Annotated in this window: 22 protein-coding genes; 14 read left to right on the top strand and 8 right to left on the bottom strand. The window is 67.8% G+C overall.

Annotated features, from left to right (window positions below; genetic code table 11):
• Positions 1-43: 43 nt before the first annotated feature.
• Positions 44-1,543 (bottom strand): MFS transporter, encoded by a 1,500-nt coding sequence (locus MU582_02450; GenBank protein ID UPK75517.1) that lies wholly within the window; start codon positions 1,541-1,543, stop codon positions 44-46.
• Between the two features lie 197 nt (positions 1,544-1,740).
• Here MU582_02450 and MU582_02445 point away from each other — a divergent pair, with 197 nt between their 5' ends.
• Entirely contained in the window at positions 1,741-2,334 is a 594-nt protein-coding gene (locus tag MU582_02445) for an ATP-dependent Clp protease proteolytic subunit (protein ID UPK75516.1), read from the top strand.
• Between the two features lie 157 nt (positions 2,335-2,491).
• Here the strand turns inward: MU582_02445 and MU582_02440 are convergent, their stop codons facing one another.
• The 3 genes from MU582_02440 to MU582_02430 form a co-directional block, all read right to left on the bottom strand.
• Entirely contained in the window at positions 2,492-2,800 is a 309-nt protein-coding gene (locus MU582_02440; protein UPK77097.1) for a helix-turn-helix domain-containing protein, read from the bottom strand.
• A 92-nt stretch (positions 2,801-2,892) separates the two neighbouring features.
• A complete protein-coding gene (locus MU582_02435) occupies positions 2,893-4,071 on the bottom strand; it encodes a histidine kinase (protein UPK75515.1) in 1,179 nt (392 codons plus the stop codon).
• 40 nt (positions 4,072-4,111) lie between these two features.
• The gene (locus MU582_02430) at positions 4,112-4,906 is read right to left on the bottom strand and encodes a methyltransferase domain-containing protein (protein UPK75514.1); all 795 of its coding nucleotides are present in this window, start codon (positions 4,904-4,906) and stop codon (positions 4,112-4,114) included.
• Between the two features lie 38 nt (positions 4,907-4,944).
• Between MU582_02430 and MU582_02425 the strand changes: the two genes are divergently transcribed.
• Positions 4,945-5,667: an oxidoreductase gene (locus MU582_02425; protein UPK75513.1), complete on the top strand. Its 723-nt coding sequence runs from the start codon at positions 4,945-4,947 to the stop codon at positions 5,665-5,667.
• Between the two features lie 228 nt (positions 5,668-5,895).
• Here MU582_02425 and MU582_02420 read toward each other — a convergent pair whose 3' ends face one another.
• From MU582_02420 to MU582_02410, 3 genes are all read right to left on the bottom strand, one after another.
• Complete coding sequence (locus MU582_02420) at positions 5,896-6,714, bottom strand: HAD-IB family hydrolase (GenBank protein ID UPK75512.1); 819 nt, start codon at positions 6,712-6,714, stop codon at positions 5,896-5,898.
• A 22-nt stretch (positions 6,715-6,736) separates the two neighbouring features.
• Entirely contained in the window at positions 6,737-8,098 is a 1,362-nt protein-coding gene (locus MU582_02415; GenBank protein ID UPK75511.1) for an FAD-dependent oxidoreductase, read from the bottom strand.
• A gap of 845 nt (positions 8,099-8,943) precedes the next feature.
• Positions 8,944-10,038: a VIT1/CCC1 family protein gene (locus MU582_02410; GenBank protein ID UPK75510.1), complete on the bottom strand. Its 1,095-nt coding sequence runs from the start codon at positions 10,036-10,038 to the stop codon at positions 8,944-8,946.
• A gap of 262 nt (positions 10,039-10,300) precedes the next feature.
• Here MU582_02410 and MU582_02405 point away from each other — a divergent pair, with 262 nt between their 5' ends.
• The 8 genes from MU582_02405 (at position 10,301) to MU582_02370 (ending at position 15,439) form a co-directional block, all read left to right on the top strand.
• Entirely contained in the window at positions 10,301-11,380 is a 1,080-nt protein-coding gene (locus MU582_02405) for a CpaE-like family protein (protein UPK75509.1), read from the top strand.
• Positions 11,377-12,531, top strand: coding sequence for a TadA family conjugal transfer-associated ATPase (locus MU582_02400; GenBank protein ID UPK75508.1), 1,155 nt, complete (start codon positions 11,377-11,379; stop codon positions 12,529-12,531). Before MU582_02405 ends, MU582_02400 begins: the two co-directional genes overlap by 4 nt.
• Positions 12,528-13,346 (top strand): type II secretion system F family protein, encoded by an 819-nt coding sequence (locus MU582_02395; protein ID UPK75507.1) that lies wholly within the window; start codon positions 12,528-12,530, stop codon positions 13,344-13,346. Before MU582_02400 ends, MU582_02395 begins: the two co-directional genes overlap by 4 nt.
• Before the next feature lies 1 nt (position 13,347).
• A complete protein-coding gene (locus MU582_02390) occupies positions 13,348-14,076 on the top strand; it encodes a type II secretion system F family protein (GenBank protein ID UPK75506.1) in 729 nt (242 codons plus the stop codon).
• Between the two features lie 157 nt (positions 14,077-14,233).
• Entirely contained in the window at positions 14,234-14,416 is a 183-nt protein-coding gene (locus tag MU582_02385) for a DUF4244 domain-containing protein (protein ID UPK75505.1), read from the top strand.
• Positions 14,417-14,508: 92 nt separating this feature from the next.
• Positions 14,509-14,709: a DUF4244 domain-containing protein gene (locus MU582_02380; GenBank protein ID UPK75504.1), complete on the top strand. Its 201-nt coding sequence runs from the start codon at positions 14,509-14,511 to the stop codon at positions 14,707-14,709.
• Positions 14,710-14,732: 23 nt separating this feature from the next.
• On the top strand, positions 14,733-15,071 hold the full coding sequence (locus tag MU582_02375; protein ID UPK75503.1) for a pilus assembly protein: 339 nt from the start codon (positions 14,733-14,735) through the stop codon (positions 15,069-15,071).
• Complete coding sequence (locus MU582_02370; GenBank protein UPK75502.1) at positions 15,068-15,439, top strand: flp pilus-assembly TadE/G-like family protein; 372 nt, start codon at positions 15,068-15,070, stop codon at positions 15,437-15,439. The genes MU582_02375 and MU582_02370 overlap by 4 nt, the downstream gene beginning before the upstream one ends.
• Here the strand turns inward: MU582_02370 and MU582_02365 are convergent.
• Complete coding sequence (locus MU582_02365; protein ID UPK75501.1) at positions 15,412-17,769, bottom strand: DEAD/DEAH box helicase; 2,358 nt, start codon at positions 17,767-17,769, stop codon at positions 15,412-15,414. The genes MU582_02370 and MU582_02365 overlap by 28 nt on opposite strands.
• Positions 17,770-17,956: 187 nt before the next feature.
• Here MU582_02365 and MU582_02360 point away from each other — a divergent pair, with 187 nt between their 5' ends.
• From MU582_02360 to MU582_02345, 4 genes are all read left to right on the top strand, one after another.
• Positions 17,957-18,295, top strand: a complete 339-nt coding sequence (locus MU582_02360; GenBank protein ID UPK75500.1) for an STAS domain-containing protein — start codon at positions 17,957-17,959, stop codon at positions 18,293-18,295.
• Positions 18,296-18,303: 8 nt separating this feature from the next.
• Positions 18,304-18,690: an ATP-binding protein gene (locus tag MU582_02355; protein UPK75499.1), complete on the top strand. Its 387-nt coding sequence runs from the start codon at positions 18,304-18,306 to the stop codon at positions 18,688-18,690.
• Between the two features lie 147 nt (positions 18,691-18,837).
• Positions 18,838-21,198, top strand: a complete 2,361-nt coding sequence (locus MU582_02350; protein ID UPK75498.1) for a sodium-translocating pyrophosphatase — start codon at positions 18,838-18,840, stop codon at positions 21,196-21,198.
• A 123-nt stretch (positions 21,199-21,321) separates the two neighbouring features.
• A complete protein-coding gene (locus MU582_02345; protein ID UPK75497.1) occupies positions 21,322-22,788 on the top strand; it encodes a class I SAM-dependent methyltransferase in 1,467 nt (488 codons plus the stop codon).
• Positions 22,789-22,790 lie beyond the last annotated feature (2 nt).

The following is a 22,790-nucleotide window of genomic DNA, read 5'->3' as shown; positions in this document are numbered from 1 at the left end:
ATATGCCGGACCGGGGCGGCCCCCCCGTCTTGGCGGCGCGTCCTCAATGGACCTTCGCGGGTACGTCACTGGGGTCGCTTCCCTCGTGCCGCGTACGCCCGCCGCGAGTGAGGACGACGACCAGCGCGAGGGTTCCGGCGATCACGAAGGCCGCGAAGAGCAGCGCGTTGGAGAAGCCATCGGCGAACGCGTCCATCGCGACCGGGATCATCTGCTTCGGCATCTCGGCGGCTCCGCCGATGCCGCCGCCGACACCGAGCCGGTCGTTGAGCGTGTCGGTCAGGATGCTTCCCATGACGGCGATACCGAGTGCGCCGCCGAGCTCACGAGACAGGTCGTTGACCGCCGATGCGACGCCCTGCTGCGCCCGCGGCAGCGCCTCGGTCAGCATGCTCGTCGACGGGGTCATCGAGAGGCCCATCCCGATACCGAGGAACGGAAGCGTCGTGAACAGCAGCCAGTAGTTCACATCGCTGTCGAGCCGGCTCAGCGCAAGCAGCGCGACGGTGAGGACGGTCAGCCCGACGAGGACAGTGCGGGCGCGGCCGAGGTGTGCGACCACCTTCACCGATCCGCGCGACGAGCCCATCATGCCCACCGCGAAGGGCAGCATGCTGGCCGCCGCCGCGAGCGGGCTCAGGTCGCCGACGAACTGGAGGTACTGCATCAGCAGGAACATGAACCCGAAGAATGCGGTGAACTGCATCGTGATCGTCAATGAGCTCGCCGCGAACGTACGGTGCCTGAACAGTCGTGGGTCGAGCAGCGGCCGCGGGTGGTGGAGCTCCCAGGCGACCGTGACGGCGAGCAGCACAATGCCGATCGCCAGCCCGGAGACGGTCTCGGCCGAGGACCAGCCGGCGTGCGGGGCCTCGATGATCGAGTAGACGATCGCTCCGACTGAGACGGCGAACAGCAACCCGCCAACGACGTCGAGCCGGCCTTCCGGACGCTCCGACGACTCCGGCACCGCTCGAAGCACGATCGCCGACGCGATCACGGCGAGCCCGACGTTGAGGCCGAAGACGGACTCCCAGGGCAGCCATTCGAGCAGCGTGCCGGCAGCCAACAGGCCGAGCACAGCGCTCGCGCCGGCGACACCTGCCCAGATCGCCACGGCCTGTTGGCGCTTGTGCTGATCCAGCACGGTCGTGATGATCGACAGCGTTGCGGGCATCACCAGGGCGGCGCCGACGCCGAGTACGACTCGAAGCCCGATGACCGCCTCGACGTCGGAGGCGAACATCGCAGCGAGCGAACCCGCACCGAAGACGGCGAGACCGGCGAGAAGCGCCCGGCGCCGCCCGTACCTGTCGCCGAGCGCTCCGGCGATCAACAGCAGTGCTGCGAACACGAGTGCGTACGCGTCGACGACCCATGAGACCTGCGTCTGGGTGGCTCCGGTGTCGGCAGCGAGATCGGGAAGCGCGACGTTGAGCGAGGTCACCGCCGAGATGACCGTCGCGAGGGAAAGGAAGACGGCGGGCAGAAGCAGACGATGGTGCGTCCGTGCCTCCTGCGGGCGTGGAGTGTGCGGTGTCATGACGACTCCTAATTCATCAAGCGTTGAATCTCATTCAAACACGCTTCGCCACGCAATTCAACACCTGATGAAACCCGTTTCCCGCGGCGCAGCTGTTCGTACGCCGGCAGCGAATCCGCTCACAGCCGAATCCCTAACGCAGGCGGGCCGATGAGTGTCAGCGTGGGCATCACCGCACCACGAACGGGGAGGACCTCATGGCCGAATCGGCATTCGACGAGCAACTGATCACCCGGCTGCAACACGAGCGCATCGTCGTACTCGGCGGCGAGGTGAACGACGACATCGCCAACCGGATCAGCGGACAGCTGCTGCTCCTGTCGGCGGAGGACCCCGACCGCGACATCTCGCTGTACATCAACAGTCCCGGCGGCTCAGTCACCGCCGGCATGTCGATCTACGACACGATGCAGTTCATCCCGAACGACGTGTCGACGCTGGCGATGGGGTTCGCTGCGAGCATGGGGCAGTTCCTGCTGTGCGCGGGTACACCCGGCAAGCGGTTCAGCCTGCCGCATACGCGGATCGTCATGCACCAAGCGCTCGGCGGCATCGGTGGGAGTACGTCGGACATCAAGATCCAGGCGACCAACCTGCTGTACACCAAGAAGCTGCTGCAGCGCCTCATCGCCGAACACACCGGCCAGAACGTCGAGCAGATCGAACGCGACGGCGACCGCGACCACTGGTTCACCGCCGATGAGGCACGCGACTACGGCATCGTCGACCAAGTCGTCGCCAGCGCCACCGACGTACGGCTGCTGTCACAGCGCCGCCCGGTCGGCCTCTAGCGCGTACGAGGTCCGCGAAATACCACGGGCCCACGGTATTTCGCGCCACTACCCAGCAAGTTTGGTACTGAGCGGCGTGGATTCCCATGGGCCCGTGGTATTTCGCGCCGTGCGTACGAGCACTGCTCGGGGGTAAACCGCGGCTGGATCGAGTGCGTCAGGCAGCGAGTGCGAGGGCGGCGCCGCCGGATGCCGGCGCAGAGGCAGTGCGTCGTACCTCGAGCTCGCGGTGAGCATCGCCGATCAGCTCGAGCATCGTGATGTCGAGCGCCTGGCAGACCGCCCCGAGGATCTCCGATGAGGCTTCCTTCTGGCCGCGCTCGACCTCCGACACGTACGCGAGCGAGACCCTCGCGGCGTCGGCGACATCACGCAGCGTGCGTCCGCGCTGCGATCTCTTCCGCCGGAGCACTTCGCCGAGCAGCTCACGCAGGAGCGGCTCCGATCGGTCGTCGACGGGAGACAGTGGCCGCAGTGGGATCGTCACATCCTCAGGCTATGGACCCGAACGCGTCGCCACCAGGGATCACACGGGACTTTCGCTGTGGGCGAAATGCCTCAACGCTCGACGCCGGGCGCGTACTTCGGTAGTCGCACGGTGACTTTCGTACCCGCACCCGGTGCGGTCTCGATCACGATGCCGTACTCGTCGCCGTAGACCGCGCGCAGTCGCTGGTCGACGTTGCCGAGTCCGACCGAGTCGCTGCCGGCGCTCCCCGCTAGCGCCTGGCGTACGCGATCGGGCTCCTCGCCGACCCCGTCGTCCTCGATCGTCACCACGCATTCGTTGCCGGTGTCCTCGGCGAGTACGACGATCGTGCCGTCGCCCGCCTTCTTCTCCAGACCGTGCCTGATCGCGTTCTCGACGAGTGGCTGGATCGACAAGAACGGCAGCGTCACGCTCAGCACCTCCGGCGCGACTCGTACCGTCACCCGCAGCCGATCACCGAAACGCGCCTTCTCCAGCACCAGATAGCGCTCGATCGAGCGCAGTTCCTCCGCGAGGGTCGTGTAGTCGCCATGCCGGCGGAACGAGTAGCGGGTGAAGTCGGCGAACTCCATCAACAGCTCGCGCGCGCGCTCGGGATCGGTGCGTACGAAGGACGCGATCGCCCCGAGCGAGTTGTAGACGAAGTGCGGTGAGATCTGTGCGCGCAACGCCCGTAGCTCCGCCTCCATCAGGGCGGTGCGTGACTTGTCGAGCTCGGCGAGCTCCAGTTGGCTCGACACCCACCTGGCCACCTCGGTGGTCGCCCGTACGAGACCCGCGGACGGTGCATCGGTGACGACGAGCACCGACCCGATGACGACCTCGTCGACGATGAGAGGCGCGGCGATCGCATGGCCGAGCAACGAGTCGTGTCCGGGGGTGAGAACGTCGGTCGGACCGAACACCTCGGTTGACCCGGATGCGACGGTCCGTCGGGCGAGCTCAGCCGCGCGATCGGCCAGCTCCGGCGCCGCGCCCTCCCACGCGAGCACCTGTTCGTTGTCGGTCAGTGCGACGGCGGGAGCGCCGAGCAGGGTACGCAGGTGGCGAAGGGAGCGTTCGGCGCTTGCGCGGTCGAGACCGGTGCGCAGCGTCGGCGATGCGAGCGAAGCAGTGTGTAGCGTCTCGTACGTGACGCGTTCGGTCAGCGACCCGAGCGGCCGCCGCAGGCGCACCACCCAACGGACGGCGAACGCCGCCGCCACCAGGGCGGCGATCGCCGAGGCGATCACGATGACGTTGTCCACGCCGGGAGTCTGTCAGGTCTGCCGACCGCAGTCGCGCCGATCAGCGGAAGCGGAAGACGACGTCGGTGTCACCCGGCGGTTCGGGCGGCAACGCGGCGCGGTTCACGCGGGTCCGAAAGCACGACGTCACATAACGCAGTCGCAACCCGTCGGCACCGCGCGCGTGGTCGGCGTAGAGCTCACGCACGCGCTCGAGCAGCGCAGACCGCTGCGCGTCGGGCAATGTGGCGACGTACGAACGGGAGCGTACGAGCGCCAGTAGGGAGTCGAGGTCGAGGACCTGCCACATGCCGAAGTCCTCGCGCTCGAGCGGCCCGAACAGCGGCGAGTCCGGAAGCGCTCCGTCGTACAACCAGGCGTAGTCGGAACCCTCGCTGCCGATGACCTCGGTCAGCTCGCGCACCCACGGTATCGACTCGTCGCGCATGTTCCAGATCAACGCCAGTGTGCCGCCGTCGCGGAGTACGCGTGCGATCTCCGGAAGGGCCCGCTCGGTGTCGAACCAGTGGAACGCCTGGCCGACGAGCACGCAGTCGAACGATTCGGGCCCGAACGGCAGCGACTCGGCGCCCGCCTCCACGGCCGGAATGTCGAGCGAGCCGCGTAACTCCCGAAGCATCGGACCCGACGGATCGGTTGCGACGACCGCATGGCCGCGCGCGACAACGGACTCGGTCAGCTTGCCGGTACCGGCGCCGAGCTCCAGTACGTCAGAGGGTGCGGACGGCAACAGCCAGCCGGTCGCGCGAGCAGGGTAGCCGGGACGCGCACGCGCATAGTCATCGGCGACCTCGGAGAAGGAACTGCCGCGGGTCAGGCGCAAAGAGTCGTCCATCACTTCGCAGCGTACCCACCCGACACTATGCTGCCGCCGTGCAATTCGACGACATCGCCACCGCGAGCCGACTCGAGGGAGTCCCCTCCGCATTCGCCGCCACCCGTGACGGCATCGACTCGCTGCTCCGCGACCGAGGCCTGCGACGCAGCAGCCCCGACACCACCGCCGAGTCGCTCCTACGCGGCGCTTCGGCGACCGCCGCATTGGAGGGGAGTACGTACGACGTCGATGCCTTGCGCGGCGGTGAGGGAGACGCTCTTGCACTCGCGGCGGTGCGCATGTCGACCGAGCTGCTCGGCCTCGTACCCGTCTGGGAGCGTGCGCCGCTGCAGGCCTTGGCGCGGCTGCACGCACTCGTTGGCGCGGGACGCGTCGCCGCCGCCGACCTCGGACGCCCGGCGAGCCCGGACGGAGCACGACGGCTGCATGCGCTCGCCCAGCAGGTCGTACGCCCGACCGACGCGCCAGGTCTCGTCGTCGCGGCCGTGGTCCACGCCGAGGTCGCTGCCGCTCAGGCGTTCACCTCCGACAACGCGATCGTCGCGCGCGCCGCAGAGCGCATCGTGATGGTCGCGAAGGGCGTCGACCCGGCATCGGTGACCGTGCCCGAGTCGGGTCACGCGCAAGCGCCGAACGCGTACGCCCGCGCACTCGCGGCCTATGCAGACGGTAGTGAGGCGGGCGCTCAGCAGTGGTTGTTGTACGCGGCCGACGCATTCGCCCGCGGCGCAGAGGCGACACCACTGGAGCGCACATAAGATCAGCGCCACCGCGTGGGGTGGCGCTGACCTCCAGATCACCGGAAGCGGTTACCAGGCGTGCAGTTATCGAACATCGCCACGGGAGTCTCCCGGGACGATTGCCCTTTAGCGAGGGTGGATCGCCGCGTGGGTACCGCTCGGTCTCTGTTTACTTCTTGCATCATTTGTACGCCGCTTTCCGGTCTTTCTGAAGACCTACCGGCGGGTCACCTCTTGCGGTTCACTTCACAAGGCACGGAACCGCTTACGCATCTGGTGGACGGCCACGCCCGCGGTGACCGCACCGGCCAAGAACGCACCGGCCGCTATCCGCGACGGCGTCGAACGCAACGGCATCTTCGGCCGCAGTGCAACGGGGCGAGCGAACTCGAGAATCGGCCAGTCGTTGGCCTCGGCCGCGCGACGTAGGACCTTATCGGGGTTGACGGCGTGGGCGTGCCCGACTGCCTCGAGCATCGGGATATCGGTCTCTGAGTCGGAGTACGCATACGAGGCTGTGAGGTCGTAGCCGCGTTCTTCGGCGAGCTCGCGCATCGCATCGGCTTTGCCCTCCGCGTAGGCGTAGAACTCGATCTCGCCGGTGTAAAGTCCGCCTTCTTCAACCAGCCTCGTCGCGATCACCCGGTCGGCGCCGAGCAGTTCGCCGATCGGCTCGACGACCTCGCGACCCGAAGCCGACACGATCACCACGTCGCGCCCGGCGGCGTGATGGAGCGCGATCAGGTCGACCGCCTCGGCGTACACGAGCGGGTCGACGATGGAATGCAGCGTCTCGCCGACGATGTCGCGGACGGTCTGTACATCCCATCCGGATACGAGTTGGGTGAGGTACGCACGCATCTTGGCCATCTGGTCCGCGTCCGCGCCGCTGAGCGCGAAGACGAACTGCGCGTACGCGCTGCGTAGCACCGACCTCCGGTTGATCAGACCGCCGGCGAAGAACGGCTTGCTGAACGCGAGCGTGCTCGACTTGGCGATGATCGTCTTGTCCAGATCGAAGAACGCAGCCGACCTGGACGCTCCGCGAATAGGGGTACCGCCCACGTCGCCGAGCATAGACAAACGGTCAGCGAGGTAGCGCGGCCAGGACCTCGTTCATCGACTCCGTGCTCGACGGATGCGTCCAGATCCCGTCGCGCAGCTCGTCGGCGCGTACGCCGGCCCGCATCGCGAGGGCGACCAGGTTCACCAGCTCCTGGGAGTCGACGCAGAACAAGACTGCGCCGAGGACCATCCGCGACTTCGCGTCGACCACGAACTTGATCAGGCCGTGCGTCTCGCCGACGATCTTCGGTCGCGGCATCGCAGCGATCGCGGCGACCGGCTTCGACACCACATGCACGTCGAGTCCACGCTCACGTGCTTCGGTCTCCGACAGCCCGACCCGGGACAACGGCGGGGTGAGGAACGTGGTCGTCGGAACGGCGACGCGGTCGGTCGTACGACGAGTACCGGAGCCGGCGAGCTGGTCCAACACGATGCGGTGATCGTCGTACGAGACATAGGTGAACTGCGGGCCACCGTTGACGTCACCGACCGCGAAGACCCCTTCGGCCGACGTACGCAGCCGTTCGTCGACCCGTACGAAACCGCGCTCATCGATGTCGACTCCGGCGGCTGCGAGATCGAGCCCCGCGGTTGCGGGAATACGCCCGGTCGCGAGGAGGGCGGCGTCGCAGACGATCTCCCCTTGGTCGTGTTGCACGCTGAGCTGCGACCCGCCGTCGCGGAACCCGGTCGCCCGTACGCCGTGCAGCACCTCGACACCCGCGTCGGCGAGCGATGCCTCGACGGCGTCGGCGACGTCGCTGTCCAACTGAGGCAGAAGTCGATCTGCACCGTTGAGCACGGTGACCGTCGAGCCGAAGCCGGCGAACATTCCGGCGAACTCCAGCCCGATGAACCCCGCACCCACCACGGTGAGGTGTTCGGGCAGCGGGTCGGCGTGCTGAAGCGTGGTTGAGTCGTACACCCGAACGCTCTTGACACCCGGCAGATCCGGTCGCGCAGGCACCGCGCCGGTGTTGATCACGACCGTGTCGGCACCGACTCGCAACCGGTCGTCGCCCGCGGAGACCTCGATCTCACGAGGGCCGACGAACCTCGCCGCGCCGTCGATCAGCGTCACGGAATCGACGTCGGCGAGCATGGCGCGGTTTGCCGCGCGCAGTTTCGCCGTCAACCCGTCGCGCCGCCCGACGGCATCGGCGAACCACGGAGCCGGCGGATCATCATCGCGACGGAGCCCCGCCCGGTGCACCAGCGCCTTCGTCGGCACACAGGCGATGTTGATACACGTACCGCCGTACATCTGCTCGGACTGCTCGACCATGACCACGTGTCGACCCGCCAGCCCCTGCGCTCGGGCCAAGGACTTACCGGCCTTGCCCCATCCGATGACCAGCACGTCGCAGTCGATCCGCTCCATACCAACGCATCGTATGCCGAGCAGCGAGCGATGTGGGTTCTGCTCCGTACGCCGAAATCGGTTGTCGCCGCGAAGCGGCCCTTCGCTTCTACCGGCGGCTGCCCGCCTGCCCGATTCCGGCGCTCTGTCGGCTTTCCTGTTCGTTCGGCGACATCCCGCCTGGCCGATTCGCCTTCCTGGCTGCGTTCCCATTTGCTTCGGCGACATCCCGTCTGCCCCATTCACGTTCGCTGTCGGCCTTCGCGCTTGCTTCGACTGAGCAAAAGGCGCGGCGACGCGGGAGCCGCAGCCACGTGGCCCGGTTGCTTGCCGGCTTTCCCGATTCGGTTGGCTTTTGCGGGGTCGGCGGGTGGTGCTTTACCAGGTAAACATGGTGAAGTACCGCTTTGCATGGCAGGTACGCCGTGCAAAGTGAGTCGTTGCCGTGCTCGTTGGTACGCCAGGGGCTGACGTGGCTGGAGTCCACTCGCTCACGCCGACCGTCCTGCGATTTGCCTTGGTACCAAGGCAAATCGCACCCCCCCCCAGCCGTACACCCCAACGCAATCCGCCACAGTCCCAAGGGACACTTCCCGTGGACAGCGCCAACCGTCATTGGGACGTAGCAACCTTACCCCGAATCCGCCCTAAAGTGAGGGGAAAGCCGCGAAACAACCGCACCGAAGTGGCGACTCCGCACGTCGCCGCGTCTTTGCCCAGCCGACGAATCGGGGAAGCCGACAGAGCGCCGGAATCGGGCAGGCGGGTGGTCGCACGGTAGAAGCTGGGAAAGCCGACAGCGAAGCTCAGCCGGACAGGCGAGTAGTCGCACCGAAGCAACCCACCCGCCGGCAAAGCAAACCGCCTTAGATCCCCGTCGTACCGAGCGCGAGACCGAGTACGTACGTGACCGCGGCGGCGCCGTACCCGATCGCGAGCTGGCGCAGTGCACGGCGCAGCGGCGGGCCGCCGGAGAGCAAGCCCACGATCGCGCCGGTCATCAGCAGGGCCAACCCGACGAGCACGGACGCAACGACCGCCGCCGTTATGCCGGTCAGTCCGAGGAGGTACGGAACGACCGGGATGAGCGCGCCGGATGCGAAGAAGCAGAAACTCGAGGCGGCGGCACCGACGCCGGTGCCGATCTCCTCGTAGTCTCGACTGCCGAGGGTCGACTGACCGTCCGACGCGGTCTTCGAGTCATGCGTACGCAGCACCTCCTCTGCTCGGGCCTCCGCGTCTTCCTCCGACATGCCCCGCGCGCGGTAGACGAGGGTGAGTTCGTTCTCGTCGACGTCGAGATGCGGGAGCGCGGTGTCGGCCTCAGGATTCGGCGTGGCGGCTTCGAGCAGCTCGCGTTGCGAACGCACCGAGACGTACTCGCCGGCGCCCATCGACAACGCACCCGCGAGCAACCCGGCGAGCCCGGTGATCAGCACCGTCTCGTTGGAGACACCGCTCGCGGTGACGCCGAGGACGAGCGCCAGGTTACTCACCAGACCGTCGTTCGCGCCGAACACGGCCGCCCGGAACGTACCCGATAGACGGCTGCGCCCACGGGCTGCGAGACCGCGGACGACCTCCTCGTGGATGCGTTCGTCGGCGGCCATCGTGTCGGTCGCGTCGGTGTCATCGTCGTACGGCGAACGACCCTCGGCGCGCTGTGCAAGCGCAAGTACGAACACCGAACCGAACCGGCGGGCGAGGAACCCGAGGATGCGCGTACGGAAGTCACTGCGCTGCGGATGGCCGATCTGCTCGCCGAGCAGCCCCTCCCAGTGCGCCTCGTGCCGGCCTTCGGCGTCGGCGAGCGCGAGCAGGATCTCGCGCTCCGTACCTGAACGTCTGCCGGCGAGATCGCGGTAGACGGCTGCCTCTGCACGCTCGTTCGCGAGATAGCGACGCCAGCGACGCAGATCGGCGTCGCTGGGCTCGCGGTCGCGCTGGACATCGGGAGACATGGAGTCCCTTCCTCGGCGCCGGCCGAGGGGAACCAGAGACCTCGACCGGCAGATCTGACACTGCTTCGGTCGAAGGTCTCGCTCGCCCTCTCGGGTGGTACGCCGGGCCTTCGGGCCAGTGTGTCGACGCACCGCCGTCCGGTTCGGACGGGAGCTACTCCCCTTCGCCGGTAGAGCATACCGGTACCGATGTGCACAGGCTTGTCCACAGTCGCGATCCGGGTATGAACAGCACGGCGCCGACGGCGCTACTGGTGTGGGTATGACATTCATCGATCCACCACAGCGTCCGCTCGTGGTGACTTCCGACCCGGCCATGCTCGACGAGATCCTTCGGCTGTGCGCTGCCGCCGGCGTCACGCCTGAGGTCGCAGCAGACGTCCCGCAGGCAAGACGCTCCTGGCAGTCGGCGCCATGCGTGGTCATCGGAGCCGACCACGTCGAAGCGGCCGCCCGTACGCTCGGCCGCCGTACGCGCATCTTGGTCATCGCCCGAGACAAGTCCGATGCCGACGTGTGGGAGCGTGCAGTCGAGGTCGGCGCCGAGGGCGTCTATGCCCTACCCGACGACGAGTCCGCGGTCGTCGACCGACTCGCGTCCGGCGCTGACGGCGCAGAAGGCGACGCGTCAGTTGTAGCGGTGGTCGGCGGCACGGGCGGGTGCGGTGCATCGACGCTTGCGACGGGGCTGGCCGTTTCCGTCGTCGGCGACGGGCATTCGGCGCTGCTCGTCGACGCCGACCCGCTCGGCGGGGGCATCGACATGCTGGTCGGCACCGAAGACGCGCAGGGTCTGCGATGGCCCGACCTCGCCGTGACCCACGGGCGGGTCAGTGGCGCATCGCTACGCCAGGTGCTGCCGCGTACCTCGGGCCTGTCGGTCCTGTCCTGGGCCGGCGGCGAGCTCGACGCCGTACCGCGCGAGTCGATGAGCTCGGTGCTGTCGGCCGGCTGCCGTAGCCACGACGCGGTCGTCATCGACGTCCCACGAGCGTTCGACGACGCGGCCGAGGAGGCGCTCGTACGCGCTTCGTGCACAGTCCTCCTCGTCTCGGCCGAGATCCGTGCGATCGCAGCGGCGCAGCGGGTGCTGGCTCGGTTACGTCCGCTCTGCTACGACGTGCGCTTGGTCGTACGCCTGCCAGGGCCGTCGGGGCTGCGGGCCGACGTCGTCTCGCAGACGATGGCGTTACCCCTCACCGCCACCGTTCGTACCGACCGGAGACTTGCCGAGCTGATCGACAACGGTCTCGGGCCATTCGCTCGCCGGCGCGGCTCACTCGGGTCCGCCTGCTCCGACATCATCGATGTCGTCGGCATCCCTGCGGTGGCCGCCGCATGAGCGCCGTCGCGCCCGAGCTGGTGGAGTCGGTACGCGAAACCCTCGCAAACACCGGTGCGCTGCCCACACCGTCCAACGTCGCCGGCGCTCTGCGCACCCAGGGGCGACTGTATGGCAACGGCACCGTTCTCGCATTGGTCGACGCGTTGCGCCGAGAGACGGTCGGAGCCGGCCCACTCGACGACCTCCTCCGCGAGGACGGTGTGACCGACGTCCTCGTCAACGGTCCCGACCACGTGTACGTCGACCGCGGCGAGGGTCTCGAGCGAGTCGATGTGCACTTCGCCGATGACGACGCCGTACGCCGGCTTGCGGCCAGGCTCGCGGCCGCCGGCGGCAGGCGACTCGACGACGCAAGCCCGTACGTCGACGTCCGGTTGCGCGACGGCACTCGCTTCCATGCCGTGCTTTCGCCGATCGCCAGGCCGGGCACCTTGCTCTCCCTTCGAGTGCCGGCCCGCCGGGCGTACACCCTCGCCGATCTGGAGGCAGGAGGCACTGTCTGCACAGGCGGCGCCGACGTGCTGCGTCGCCTCGTCTCCGTTCGTGCCGCATTCCTGGTGACCGGTGGCACCGGGTGCGGTAAGACCACACTGCTCGCTGCTCTGCTCGGCATCGCCGACCCTGCAGAGCGGCTCGTGATCGTCGAGGACGCCAGCGAGTTGCGGCCCGATCATCCGCATGTCGTGGGCCTCGAGGGCCGGCCCATCAATGTCGAGGGCGCGGGTGCAGTTGTGCTCCGTGACCTGGTCCGGCAGGCCCTCCGCATGCGTCCCGATCGGCTGATCGTCGGGGAGGTACGCGGGGCCGAGGTGGTCGACCTGCTTGCGGCTCTCAATACCGGGCACGAAGGCGGTTGTGGCACCGTCCATGCCAACTCCGCAGGCGACCTGCCCGCGCGGATCGAAGCGCTCGGCGTGGCCGCCGGCCTCCCGCGAAGTGCCGTACACAGCCAACTGTCGGCCGCCGTCGATGCCGTCGTACACATCGGTCGCGACCGCGACGGCCGACGCGCGGTACGCGAGGTCGCCGTTCTCGAGCCGTCCGCCGACGGCCTCGCCAAGGCCGTGACCGCGGTCAGCTTCGACGATGGGGTGAAGGCCGGGCCGGGCAGCGCACGTCTCGACGCGATCCTGGGCAGACGGCGATGAGTGCAGCGCTCGCGATCGCGCTGGCGGGCTGTGCTGTCGCGCTGTTCGTACGTGGTTCGCCCGACCGGGTCGCGAAGCGTCGATTGGGCACGTCTCGCGCTCCGCTTCGCGCGCGGTTGGCTGCGACACCGCACGCTGTCGGCGGCCCCGTAGTCGTCCTGGCGTGCGTACTCGCGTTTTTCGTGGTCGGTGCGCAACCGAACGTCTTCGTACTCGCCGTCACGGCCTGCGGCATCGCCTACTCCGCGGTCATGTTGCGACGGCGGTCCGCCCTTCGTACCGAACGACACCGCAGACAAGCCGAGACAGTAGACGTCTGCGATGCGATCGTCGCCGAACTCGCCGCGGGCAGTCCGCCGACGCGAGCGGTTACCAATGTGGCGATCGACTGGCCGTTCCTCGACCCGGTCGCGCATTGCGCCGAGCTCGGCGGCGACGTCTCACAGAGCCTTCGAAACGTCGCTGCCGCCCGCGGGAGGGAAGCAATCGCGTCGATCGCCGCCGCATGGGAAGTGTCGGTACGCACGGGTGCCGGCCTCGCGGATGTGCTCGACCGACTCTCGACCGCCCTACGCCAAGACGACGAGGCGCGCCAAGAGGTGATAGCAGCACTTGGCGCGCCACGTGCAACGGCGCGGGTACTCGCCGTACTCCCCGTCTTCGGTCTCGCGCTCGGTGCCGGCATCGGCGGCGATCCGCTCGCCGTGCTGCTCGAGTCGATGCTGGGCGCCATCTGCCTCGCTGCCGGCAGCGCACTCGCGATCTCGGGACTCCTCTGGGTCGAGCACATCGCCGACGCGGCGGAGTTGGTCTGACATGGTCTTGGCGAGCATCCTCAGCGGTATCGCGGTGGCGACACTGATGCGTGCGCCGTCGCGAAGACGGGTCGAACACCTGGCCGTACGCCCCGATATCGGTGGCGCCCTAGCGCGGATTCGCGACGCTGACCTGCTGACCTCCCCCTGGCTGGCCGGAGCCGGCGCCGCGATCGCCGTCACTCAACTCGTGTCGGGCTGGCTCGGACTCGTTGTCGCCGGCGCCGCGGCGTTGGTTGCTTATCGGTGGGTCGACGGACTCGAGTCGCTGGGTGCGCGCCGGCGCCGGGAACAACTCGCTCGGGACCTGCCAGTCGCCGTCGACCTCCTCGTGGCGGCACTGTCCGCCGGCCGGCCACCCGGCCAGGCGCTTGCCGCGGTTGCGAACGCCGTCGGCGGTCCGCTCGGCGACGACCTCACGGCGATTGCGGCCCGACTCGAGCTCGGCGCCGATCCGATGCGGGTATGGCACGAGATGGCTTCAGACCCGGTACTCGGCCCGGTCGGCAGGTCGTTTCGCCGTGCATCCCAGAGCGGCGCATCGGTGACGTCGGTGCTCGCCCGATGCGTCGAAGACCTCAGACGTCGGCGCCATACTGAGGCGAACCGGGTCGCGCGCAGCGCCGGCGTACGTACAGCCGCACCCCTCGGCGTCTGCTTCCTACCTGCGTTCATCGTCGTCGGCGTCGTCCCAACGGTCGTCGGCGCGTTCTGGCACCTCGTGTTGTGACCTCCGACCAGCTCTTGTCCACATCCGGCCGACGACTCCCCCCGTTATCCCCAGTCCCATCGCAGCGGCGACAACTACCGCTCCACGACACGCACGTTGAAGGCGAACCCGCTCGACGCAGACGTCGAGCAGATCGATCCGATCGAGGAGACACGAAATGAAGACACTCACAGCCCGGTTCCGTCGCGACGACTCCGGCATGTCGACGGCGGAGTACGCGGTCGGCACCGTCGGCGCATGTGGTCTCGGCGGCGTACTCGTCAAGCTCGCGCAGAGCCCCTGGTTCGGGGACCTGGTGAAGGGCGTCATCGACAACGTCACCAACTGGCTTCCGTTCTGAGCCGATAGGCGCAGCAAAGCCGCAGGGCCGGGGCAACGTGCCCCGCCCCGGCCCTGCATCTCGACGAACGACCCGAGCAGAAGGAGGAACCGATGAATCCCTCAGGCACACCGAGCGACCGCGGTCAGGCCACCGCGGAGTACGCGATCGGCACGGTGGGGGCCGCAGGACTCGCAGGCGTGCTCGTCCACCTCGCCGGTGGCGACTGGTTCCGCGGCCTGATCGAACAGATCTTGCAACTTGCGTTGGGTCTACCCCGGTTCCCGGGCATCCCGATGCCGTTCGGCTTCTGATGGGCCGCCGCAAGGAGCACGGCATGGTGACGATCGAGACGGCCATGGTGATCCCGGTGTTACTCGTGCTCACCATGTTGCTCGCCTGGGTGGTGTCACTCGGCATAGCCCAGGTTCGTCTCGTCGATGCGGCGCGAGAGGCGGCCCGGATGACCGCGCGCGGCGATTCGCAGGCGAAGGCACAGAAGATGGCCGAGCGCATCGCACCCGATGGTTCCGCGGTCGAGATCGACACGGTCGACGGAGTCGCAGAGGTACGTGCGGAACTGGTCGTACGCCCCGATCTGCCCCTGGTCGGCCGCATCGGGTCGATCAACCTCGATGCCACCGCGTCGTCCGTCACTGAGGCCTCGGCATCGTGAGGTCACGTACCGAACGCGGGTCGGCCACCGTGTACGCCGTGGTCCTCGCCACCTCAATCGGCCTGATGGCGGTCGTGGCGGCACAGTGTGTCGCGCTGGCCCGCATCCAGCACCACGCGGCAAGTGCGGCAGACCTCGCGGCGATCGCGGCCGCACAGGCCGAGCAGGCCGGTCGTGACGGCTGCGCACAGGCGCGCAAGGTGGCCCGCCGCAACGACGGCGTGGTTCGCGACTGTGACCTCGCCGATGCCGTCGCAACTGTCACGGTCGAGATCGAGAGTCCGCAGATGTGGGGCCGCACCTGGCAGGTTGCGCAGCGGGCACGGGCGGCACCCGGCGACTACATCGAAGACACGTCGGCGAGCTGAGCAGACCGGTGTTCAGCGAGCACTACGTCGAGCAGGCGCACGGCGCCCGTCTTGTCGAGCGGATTGTTGCCGTTGCCGCACTTCGGCGACTGCACGCACGATGGGCAGCCGTCTGCACATTCACAGGCGGCAATCGCGTCTCGGGTGGTCTGCAGCCACTCCGCCGCTCGGTCGTACGCGCGCCGGGCGAATCCCGCACCGCCGGGGTGACCGTCGTAGACGAACACCGTCAATCTGCCGGTGTCGGGATGAAGCGCGGTGGACACGCCGCCGATGTCCCAGCGATCACAGCTGGCCAGCAGCGGGAGCAGCCCGATCGAAGCGTGCTCGGCGGCGTGCGCGGAGCCCGGCACGTCTGCGGACTCCAACGCGGATGCCACCGCGTCGTCCGAAAGCGTCCACCAGACGCCTTTCGTACGAAGGGTTCGCACGGGCAGGTCCAGCGGCTCTTCGGCGAGCACCTCACCGGAGCCGATACGGCGACGCAGGTACGACACGACTTGTTGGCTCACGTCGACCGATCCGTAACAGAACCGCGCTCGTCCCCATTCAGAGGTCGACTCGGTGTCGATGATCGCGATCTCGGTGACATCGCGCGCCGTCGTCGTGTAATCGGGATCATCACGGTGTACGACAGCGACGCCTTCCTCATGATCGAACTCCTCGACGAGGTACGTCTCTCCGCGGTGTACGTACACCGCCCCGGTGTGCACGCTCGCATGAGCCGACGAGGAGTCGGCAGTGCCGAGCAGCCGGCCGGTATTCCCGTCGACGACCTGCACCGCTGGTCCGCCACTGGAGCGGATGTCGGCGAGGTCGGCGGCCCGCTCACGTCGGGTCCAGAACAACCCCCGTGGGCGGCGGCGCAGCCATCCGGCCTCCAGCAAGGCGTCGACACCCGCGGCGCTGCCGGGGCCGAAGAGCTCGAGATCGGCGGGCGTGAGCGGGAGCTCCTGGGCGGCGGCCGCCAGGTGCGGGCCGAGCACATGCGGGTTGGACGGGTCGAGCACCGTCGCCTCGACTGGCGCGCCGAGAAGCTTCTCCGGATGGCCGACGAGATAGGTGTCGAGCGGATCGTCGCGGGCGACGAGAACCCCGAGCGAGGCATCCGTTGCCCGCCCGGCACGGCCGAACTGCTGGAACAGCGCTGCCCTGGTGCCCGGAAATCCCACCGTCACGACCGCATCGAGGCCGGCGATGTCAACGCCCAGCTCGAGTGCGCTCGTACACGCGAGGCCGAGCAGCTCACCCTCGCGCAATGTCCGCTCGATCTCTCGGCGTTCCTCGGGCAAGTAGCCGCCGCGATAGGTCGTGACCAATTGAGTCAGGCTCGGGTCGACCTCGTCGAGCAGACGCTGCGCCGACATCGCCAACGCCTCCGCCCCGCGTCGGGATCGTACGAAGGCCAGGGTCCGGATGCCGGCGACGACAAGGTCGGCGAGCACATCCGCGGACTCAGCGATTGCAGAGCGACGAGTCGGTGAACCGTGCTCACCGCCTCCGTCGTCGATCAGCGGCGGCTCCCAGAGCGCAATCGCGGCCGCCCCACGAGGCGACCCGTCGTCGGTGACGGCTGCGACGTCGAGACCGGTGAGGCGTCGGGCGAGTTGTTCGGGCTCCGCAACCGTCGCCGATGCGAGTACGAACACCGGATCGGCGCCGTAATGCGCCGCCAGCCGCCGCAGCCGGCGTACGACGTGCGCGACATGCGAGCCGAACACACCCCGGTAGTGATGACATTCGTCGATGACGACGTAGCGCAACCCCGCAAGGAACCGCGACCAACGGGAGTGTCCGGGCAGGAGCGTCCGGTGCAGGAGGTCGGGGTTGGTGACCACGTAGTTGGCATGGTCGCGTGCCCAGGCACGCTCCTCCCTGGAGTTGTCACCGTCGACGGCGGCCGGACGCACGCCGCTCAGCCGCCCGTCGACCAGCTCTTCGAGCGCACGCAGCTGATCATGTGCAAGCGCCTTCGTCGGCGCGACGTAGAGCACGCTCGGCGAGCGGTCGCGAAGCACGCTGCCCTGGCGTCCCGCGGTCAACGCGGCGAGCGCCGGAGCTTGGTAGCAAGCCGACTTGCCCGAGGCCGTACCCGTCGATACGACGACGCTGCCGCCTGCGAGCACCCGGTCGATCGCCTCGGCCTGATGCGCCCACAGTTGATCGACGCCGATCGCGCCGTACGCCGCGCGGACCTCGGCGGGGATCGCGGTCGGCCACGCGGCGAAGACCGGAGTGCGCTCGGGAACATGCTCGAGATGACGGAGCCGGTCCTCGCGCCGTGACCCAGCAAGCGCATGTCGAAGGAGGGTCGATGGGTCGGTTGTCACCATCGAAGTGTGTCAAACGTCAATGACACCGCGGATCTTCCGCTACTCATGCCTACATCCGAAGTGGCTGCACGGAAAGCGCAGTCCGCGCGGCGAAAGACAGCAAGTTGCTTCGAAGGCAAGGCACTGGGCCGGTATCGTGATTGAATGCGGTGGACGGTTACCGGTATCGGCTAAGGAGACTGGAGTGGACCTGTCGTTGACCACCCGGTCCGAAGGACAGTACGACGTCATCGAAGTCACGGGTGAGATCGATGTCTATACCGCTCCGCGGCTGCGGGAGCGATTGATCGACCTGGTCAACCAGGGGCACCACTATCTCGTCGTCGACATCGAGAAGGTCGAGTTCCTCGACTCGACCGGGCTCGGCGTCCTCGTCGGTGGGCTCAAACGAGTGCGCGCCAACGGCGGCCGGCTCGTGATCGTGTGCACGCAGGAGCGTCTGCTCAAGATCTTCCGGATCACCGGTCTGGAGAAGGTCTTCGGGATCTACGCTTCCGTCACCGACGCCATCAGCGCGCACTGACGCGCGCCATGCCGCGCGTCGAGCTCCGCCTGCAACCCGATCCCGCACTGCTGCGGGTGATGCGGATGACCATCGGATCCACCGCGCGCCTGCGAGACCTTTCCGAGCCGCTGGTCGACGACATCCGGCTCGCCGTCACCGAGGCCGCCTCCGAAGCGATCGCCGCGCATACGTACGCCCAGATCGACGATCCGGTCGCGGTGGTACTCGACATCGGCGAAGACGAGGTGGTCGTCACGGTCGAGCACCACGGCGTACACGGACGAGTTCCCGCCACGGCGACCCAGTCGGTGGATCGGCTGGCCGTCGCTTCCGGGATGGCAGACGATCTGCGCGTACGCGAGGGTGCGGACACGACCTGCGTCGAGCTGCGCTGGAAGACCGACCAGGGCTAGAGGTCGTACGAGTAGGGCTCGGTTGGTCGGGCCCGTATCATGACCCGCCTGTTGTGGTCGAACTCACACCTGATTGGGTAGGTCGGCATCTAATGTGATCTCGTTCACCAGGATGGGGGCCGACCCGATCCGTCTAGGAGGAAATCCATGGCCAACGTGACTGTGGCCGCTGCGGAGGATTTGTCGCTGTCCGGCGGCAATATCGCCTTCGTCGTGGTAGTAGCGGTCATCGCGGTCGTCGCGCTCGCGATGGCCGCTCTGTTCCGACAGGAGGTGCTGTCCGCAGACGAGGGCACCGACCGCATGAAGGAGATCGGCACGGCGGTCCAGGAGGGCGCGTCGGCTTATCTCACCCGGCAGTTCCGGACACTCGGCGTGTTCGCGCTGCTCGCGTTCGCACTGCTGTTCGTACTTCCCGGCGATGCAAACGTACGCATCGGCCGGTCGATCTTCTTCCTCTTCGGTTCGGGATTCTCGGCGGTCATCGGCTACATGGGCATGTGGCTCGCCGTACGCGCGAACGTACGCGTTGCCGCCGCCGCCCAGAACGAAGGCCGCGACCCGGCAATGCGGATCGCGTTCCGTACCGGCGGCACCGTGGGCATGGCGACGGTCGGCCTCGGGCTTCTGGGTGCGGCGGTTGTCGTCTTGATCTACAAGGGTGACGCACCGACGGTCCTGGAGGGCTTCGGCTTCGGCGCGGCGCTGCTGGCGATGTTCATGCGTGTCGGCGGCGGCATCTTCACCAAGGCCGCCGACGTCGGCGCCGACTTGGTCGGCAAGGTCGAGAACAACATCCCCGAGGACGACCCGCGCAACGCGGCGACGATCGCCGACAACGTGGGCGACAACGTCGGCGACTGCGCCGGCATGGCGGCCGACCTGTTCGAGTCGTACGCGGTGACGCTCGTTGCGGCGCTGATCCTCGGTTCTGTCGCGTTCGGCGAGGAAGGCCTGGTCTTCCCCCTGATCGTTCCGGCGATCGGCGCGCTGACCGCGATCCTGGGCGTCTACATCACCCGCCCGCGTGCCGGCGAGAGCGGCCTGACGACGATCAACAGGTCGTTCTACATCTCGGCAGCGGTCTCGGCGGTAGCGTGCACGATCGCAGCATTCGTGTACCTCCCGACGAACTTCGGCGACCTGACCGACGCATCGGGTGCGGACGCAAGCCTGTTGGGCGACCTCGGACTCGACCTCGGTGAGGTCGACGGCAACCCGGCGCTCATCGCGTCGGTGGCGGTCGTCATCGGAATCGTCCTTGCCGCCCTGATCCTCGCGCTCACCGGCTACTTCACCGGCACGGAGACCCGACCGGTCAACGACGTCGGAAAAACCGCGCTCACCGGACCCGCGACCGTCATCCTGTCCGGCCTCTCGGTCGGCTTCGAGTCGGCGGTCTACACCGCGTTGGTGATCGGCGCGGCCGTTTACGGAGCAGCAATGCTCGGTGGCGGCACGATCATCGTCTCCCTGTTCGCGGTGGCGCTTGCGGGCTGCGGCCTGCTGACCACCGTCGGCGTCATCGTCGCAATGGACACCTTCGGACCGGTCAGTGACAACGCACAGGGCATCGCCGAGATGTCCGGCGAGGTCGATGACGACGGTGCGCAGATCCTCACCGAGCTCGATGCAGTCGGCAACACCACGAAGGCGATCACCAAGGGCATCGCAATTGCGACCGCGGTGCTCGCGGCGACGGCGCTGTTCGGCTCGTTCACCGATGCCATCGGTGGAGCGGTACGCGACGCGAACGTCGGTGAAGACGAGATCGAGTCCGTATCTGAGTTCCTGTCGCTCGGCGGCATCCTCAACATCGCAGACCCGGGCAACCTGTTCGGCCTGCTCATCGGTGCCTCGGTGGTGTTCTTGTTCTCCGGTCTGGCGATCGCGGCTGTCGGCCGTGCCGCCGGCGCCGTGGTTTTCGAGGTACGTCGCCAGTTCCACGAGATCCCCGGGATCATGGAGGGCACGGGTCGACCGGAGTACGGCCGGGTCGTCGACATCTGCACGAGGGATTCGCTGCGTGAGCTGGCAACACCCGGTGTGCTGGCGATCTTCGCGCCGATCGCCGTCGGCTTCGGCCTCGGCGTCGGGCCGCTGGGCGCGTACCTCGCAGGTGCGATCGCAACCGGCACCTTGATGGCCGTCTTCCTGGCCAACTCCGGTGGAGCCTGGGACAACGCCAAGAAGCTGGTCGAGGACGGTCACCACGGCGGCAAGGGGTCGGACGCCCACGAGGCGACGATCATCGGCGACACCGTCGGCGATCCGTTCAAGGACACCGCCGGACCGGCGATCAACCCGCTGCTCAAGGTGATGAACCTCGTGTCGCTGTTGATCGCTCCGGCAGTCGTGGCGTTGTCGTACGGCGACGACGCGAGCACGCCGGTGCGACTCGCGATTGCGGTCGTCGCGGTCGCGGTCATCGTTGCCGCCGTCTACATCTCGAAGCGGCGCCCGGTGGCGATCAGTGAGGCACAGGGAGACAGCATCGCGGCTCCCTGAGTCACCCGGTAACCAACCACAGGTCGGCCGCACGGCGTACGCGTCGTGCGGCCGATCTGTGTCTGCAGCCGGCGCGGTCGATGTGCCCGCGCAGCCCGATCTGCCACCTGCGAGGCTGGTGCCATGATCGATGACGACGTGGCAGCCGAACTCCGCGATGCTCTGAACGACGCACCGTTCACACCGCAGGCGGTCGGTGACCTCCTGGGTACGCCCGCTCATCGTGCGCTGCTGCGCAACGAGACGACGCCGGCGCTTCGCGCAACGAGCGACGGAAGCGCACTTTCGACGTTGACCCGACTGTTCTCGCTGCAGCGGCCGGTCGATGCAGCGGCCGCCGATCGGGCGCTGCCAGGACTCGTCGATCGGCTCTGCCTGTCCGGTGTGCTCGAACGAACCGTCTCGGAGGTGCGTGCCCGCGTCGACATCCGCCCGTACGGCGACGAGCAGCACGACTGGTGGGTGGTCTGCGATCTGACGCCGGGCCTCGATGGTGCCGATCGCACTGTTTCAACCGATCACGTCCTCGGCATCAGCGAGGCATCGATGACTCTTGCGCAGTTGACGATTCGCGACTCCGTCGATTCCGCACTCGATTTGGGCGCCGGTTGCGGTGTCCAGTCGCTGCACCTGAGTACGCACGCCGGCAAGGTCGTCGGCACCGACGTCAATCCGCGTGCGCTGGCAATGGGCAGGGCGACGGCGCGTCTCAACGGTGTCGACTTCGAGGTACGCGACGGCAGCCTGTTCGCTCCGGTAGCCGACGAGCAGTTCGATCTGATCGTGACGAACCCGCCGTTCGTGATCTCACCGGGTACGGGCGAACGGCTGGTGTACCGCGACTCCGGTCTGCCCGGCGATGAGTTGGTGCGCCGGCTCGTGGCCGAGGCGCCGAATCACCTACGACCTGGGGGCTGGCTGCAGCTTCTCGGCAACTGGGTCCATCGTGGCGGTCGTCCTTGGGACGATCGCCTCGAGGAGTGGCTCGACGACACGGGCTGCGACGCCTGGGTACTGCAGCGCGAGGTGGTGGATTTGCCCACGTACGTTGAGCTTTGGCTCGCGGACGCGGGCCTGCACGGCACCCCGCAGTACCGTGAGCGTTACGACACGTGGCTCTCGTGGTTTGCCGATGAGGGCATCGAGGCGCTCGGGTTCGGCTGGATTTGTCTGCGCCGCACCGATCGCGATGAGCCGGTCGTACGTCTCGAGGACTGGCCACATGAGCTGGAGCAGCCCGTCGCGCCGCGGATTACCGAGTGGGCGAAGGCCGTCGACACGAGTTCGACGGCCGATGACGAGTTGTTCGCCAAGCACCTACGACAGCCCGATCTCGTGCAGGAGCAGCGATCAGTTCCCGGCGCCGCCGAGATCGAGTCGATCATCGTCCGCCAGCAGAGCGGGTTCGGCCGGGCACGTCAGGTCGACACGGTCGAGGCGGGTCTCATCGGCGCCAGCGACGGTGAGCTCAACGTCGGCCAGATCCTCGACGCACTCGCCCAGCTGCTGGAGCGCGACGAGAGCGAGATTCGCGCCGCTTACGCCGACCGGGTTCGCTCCCTGCTCGTCGACGGGTTCCTCGTCGACTGAGT

The sequence above is a fragment of the Nocardioidaceae bacterium SCSIO 66511 genome (assembly GCA_023100825.1).
Lineage (GTDB): Bacteria > Actinomycetota > Actinomycetes > Propionibacteriales > Nocardioidaceae > Solicola.
This window is presented reverse-complemented; position numbering and strand designations above follow the sequence as displayed.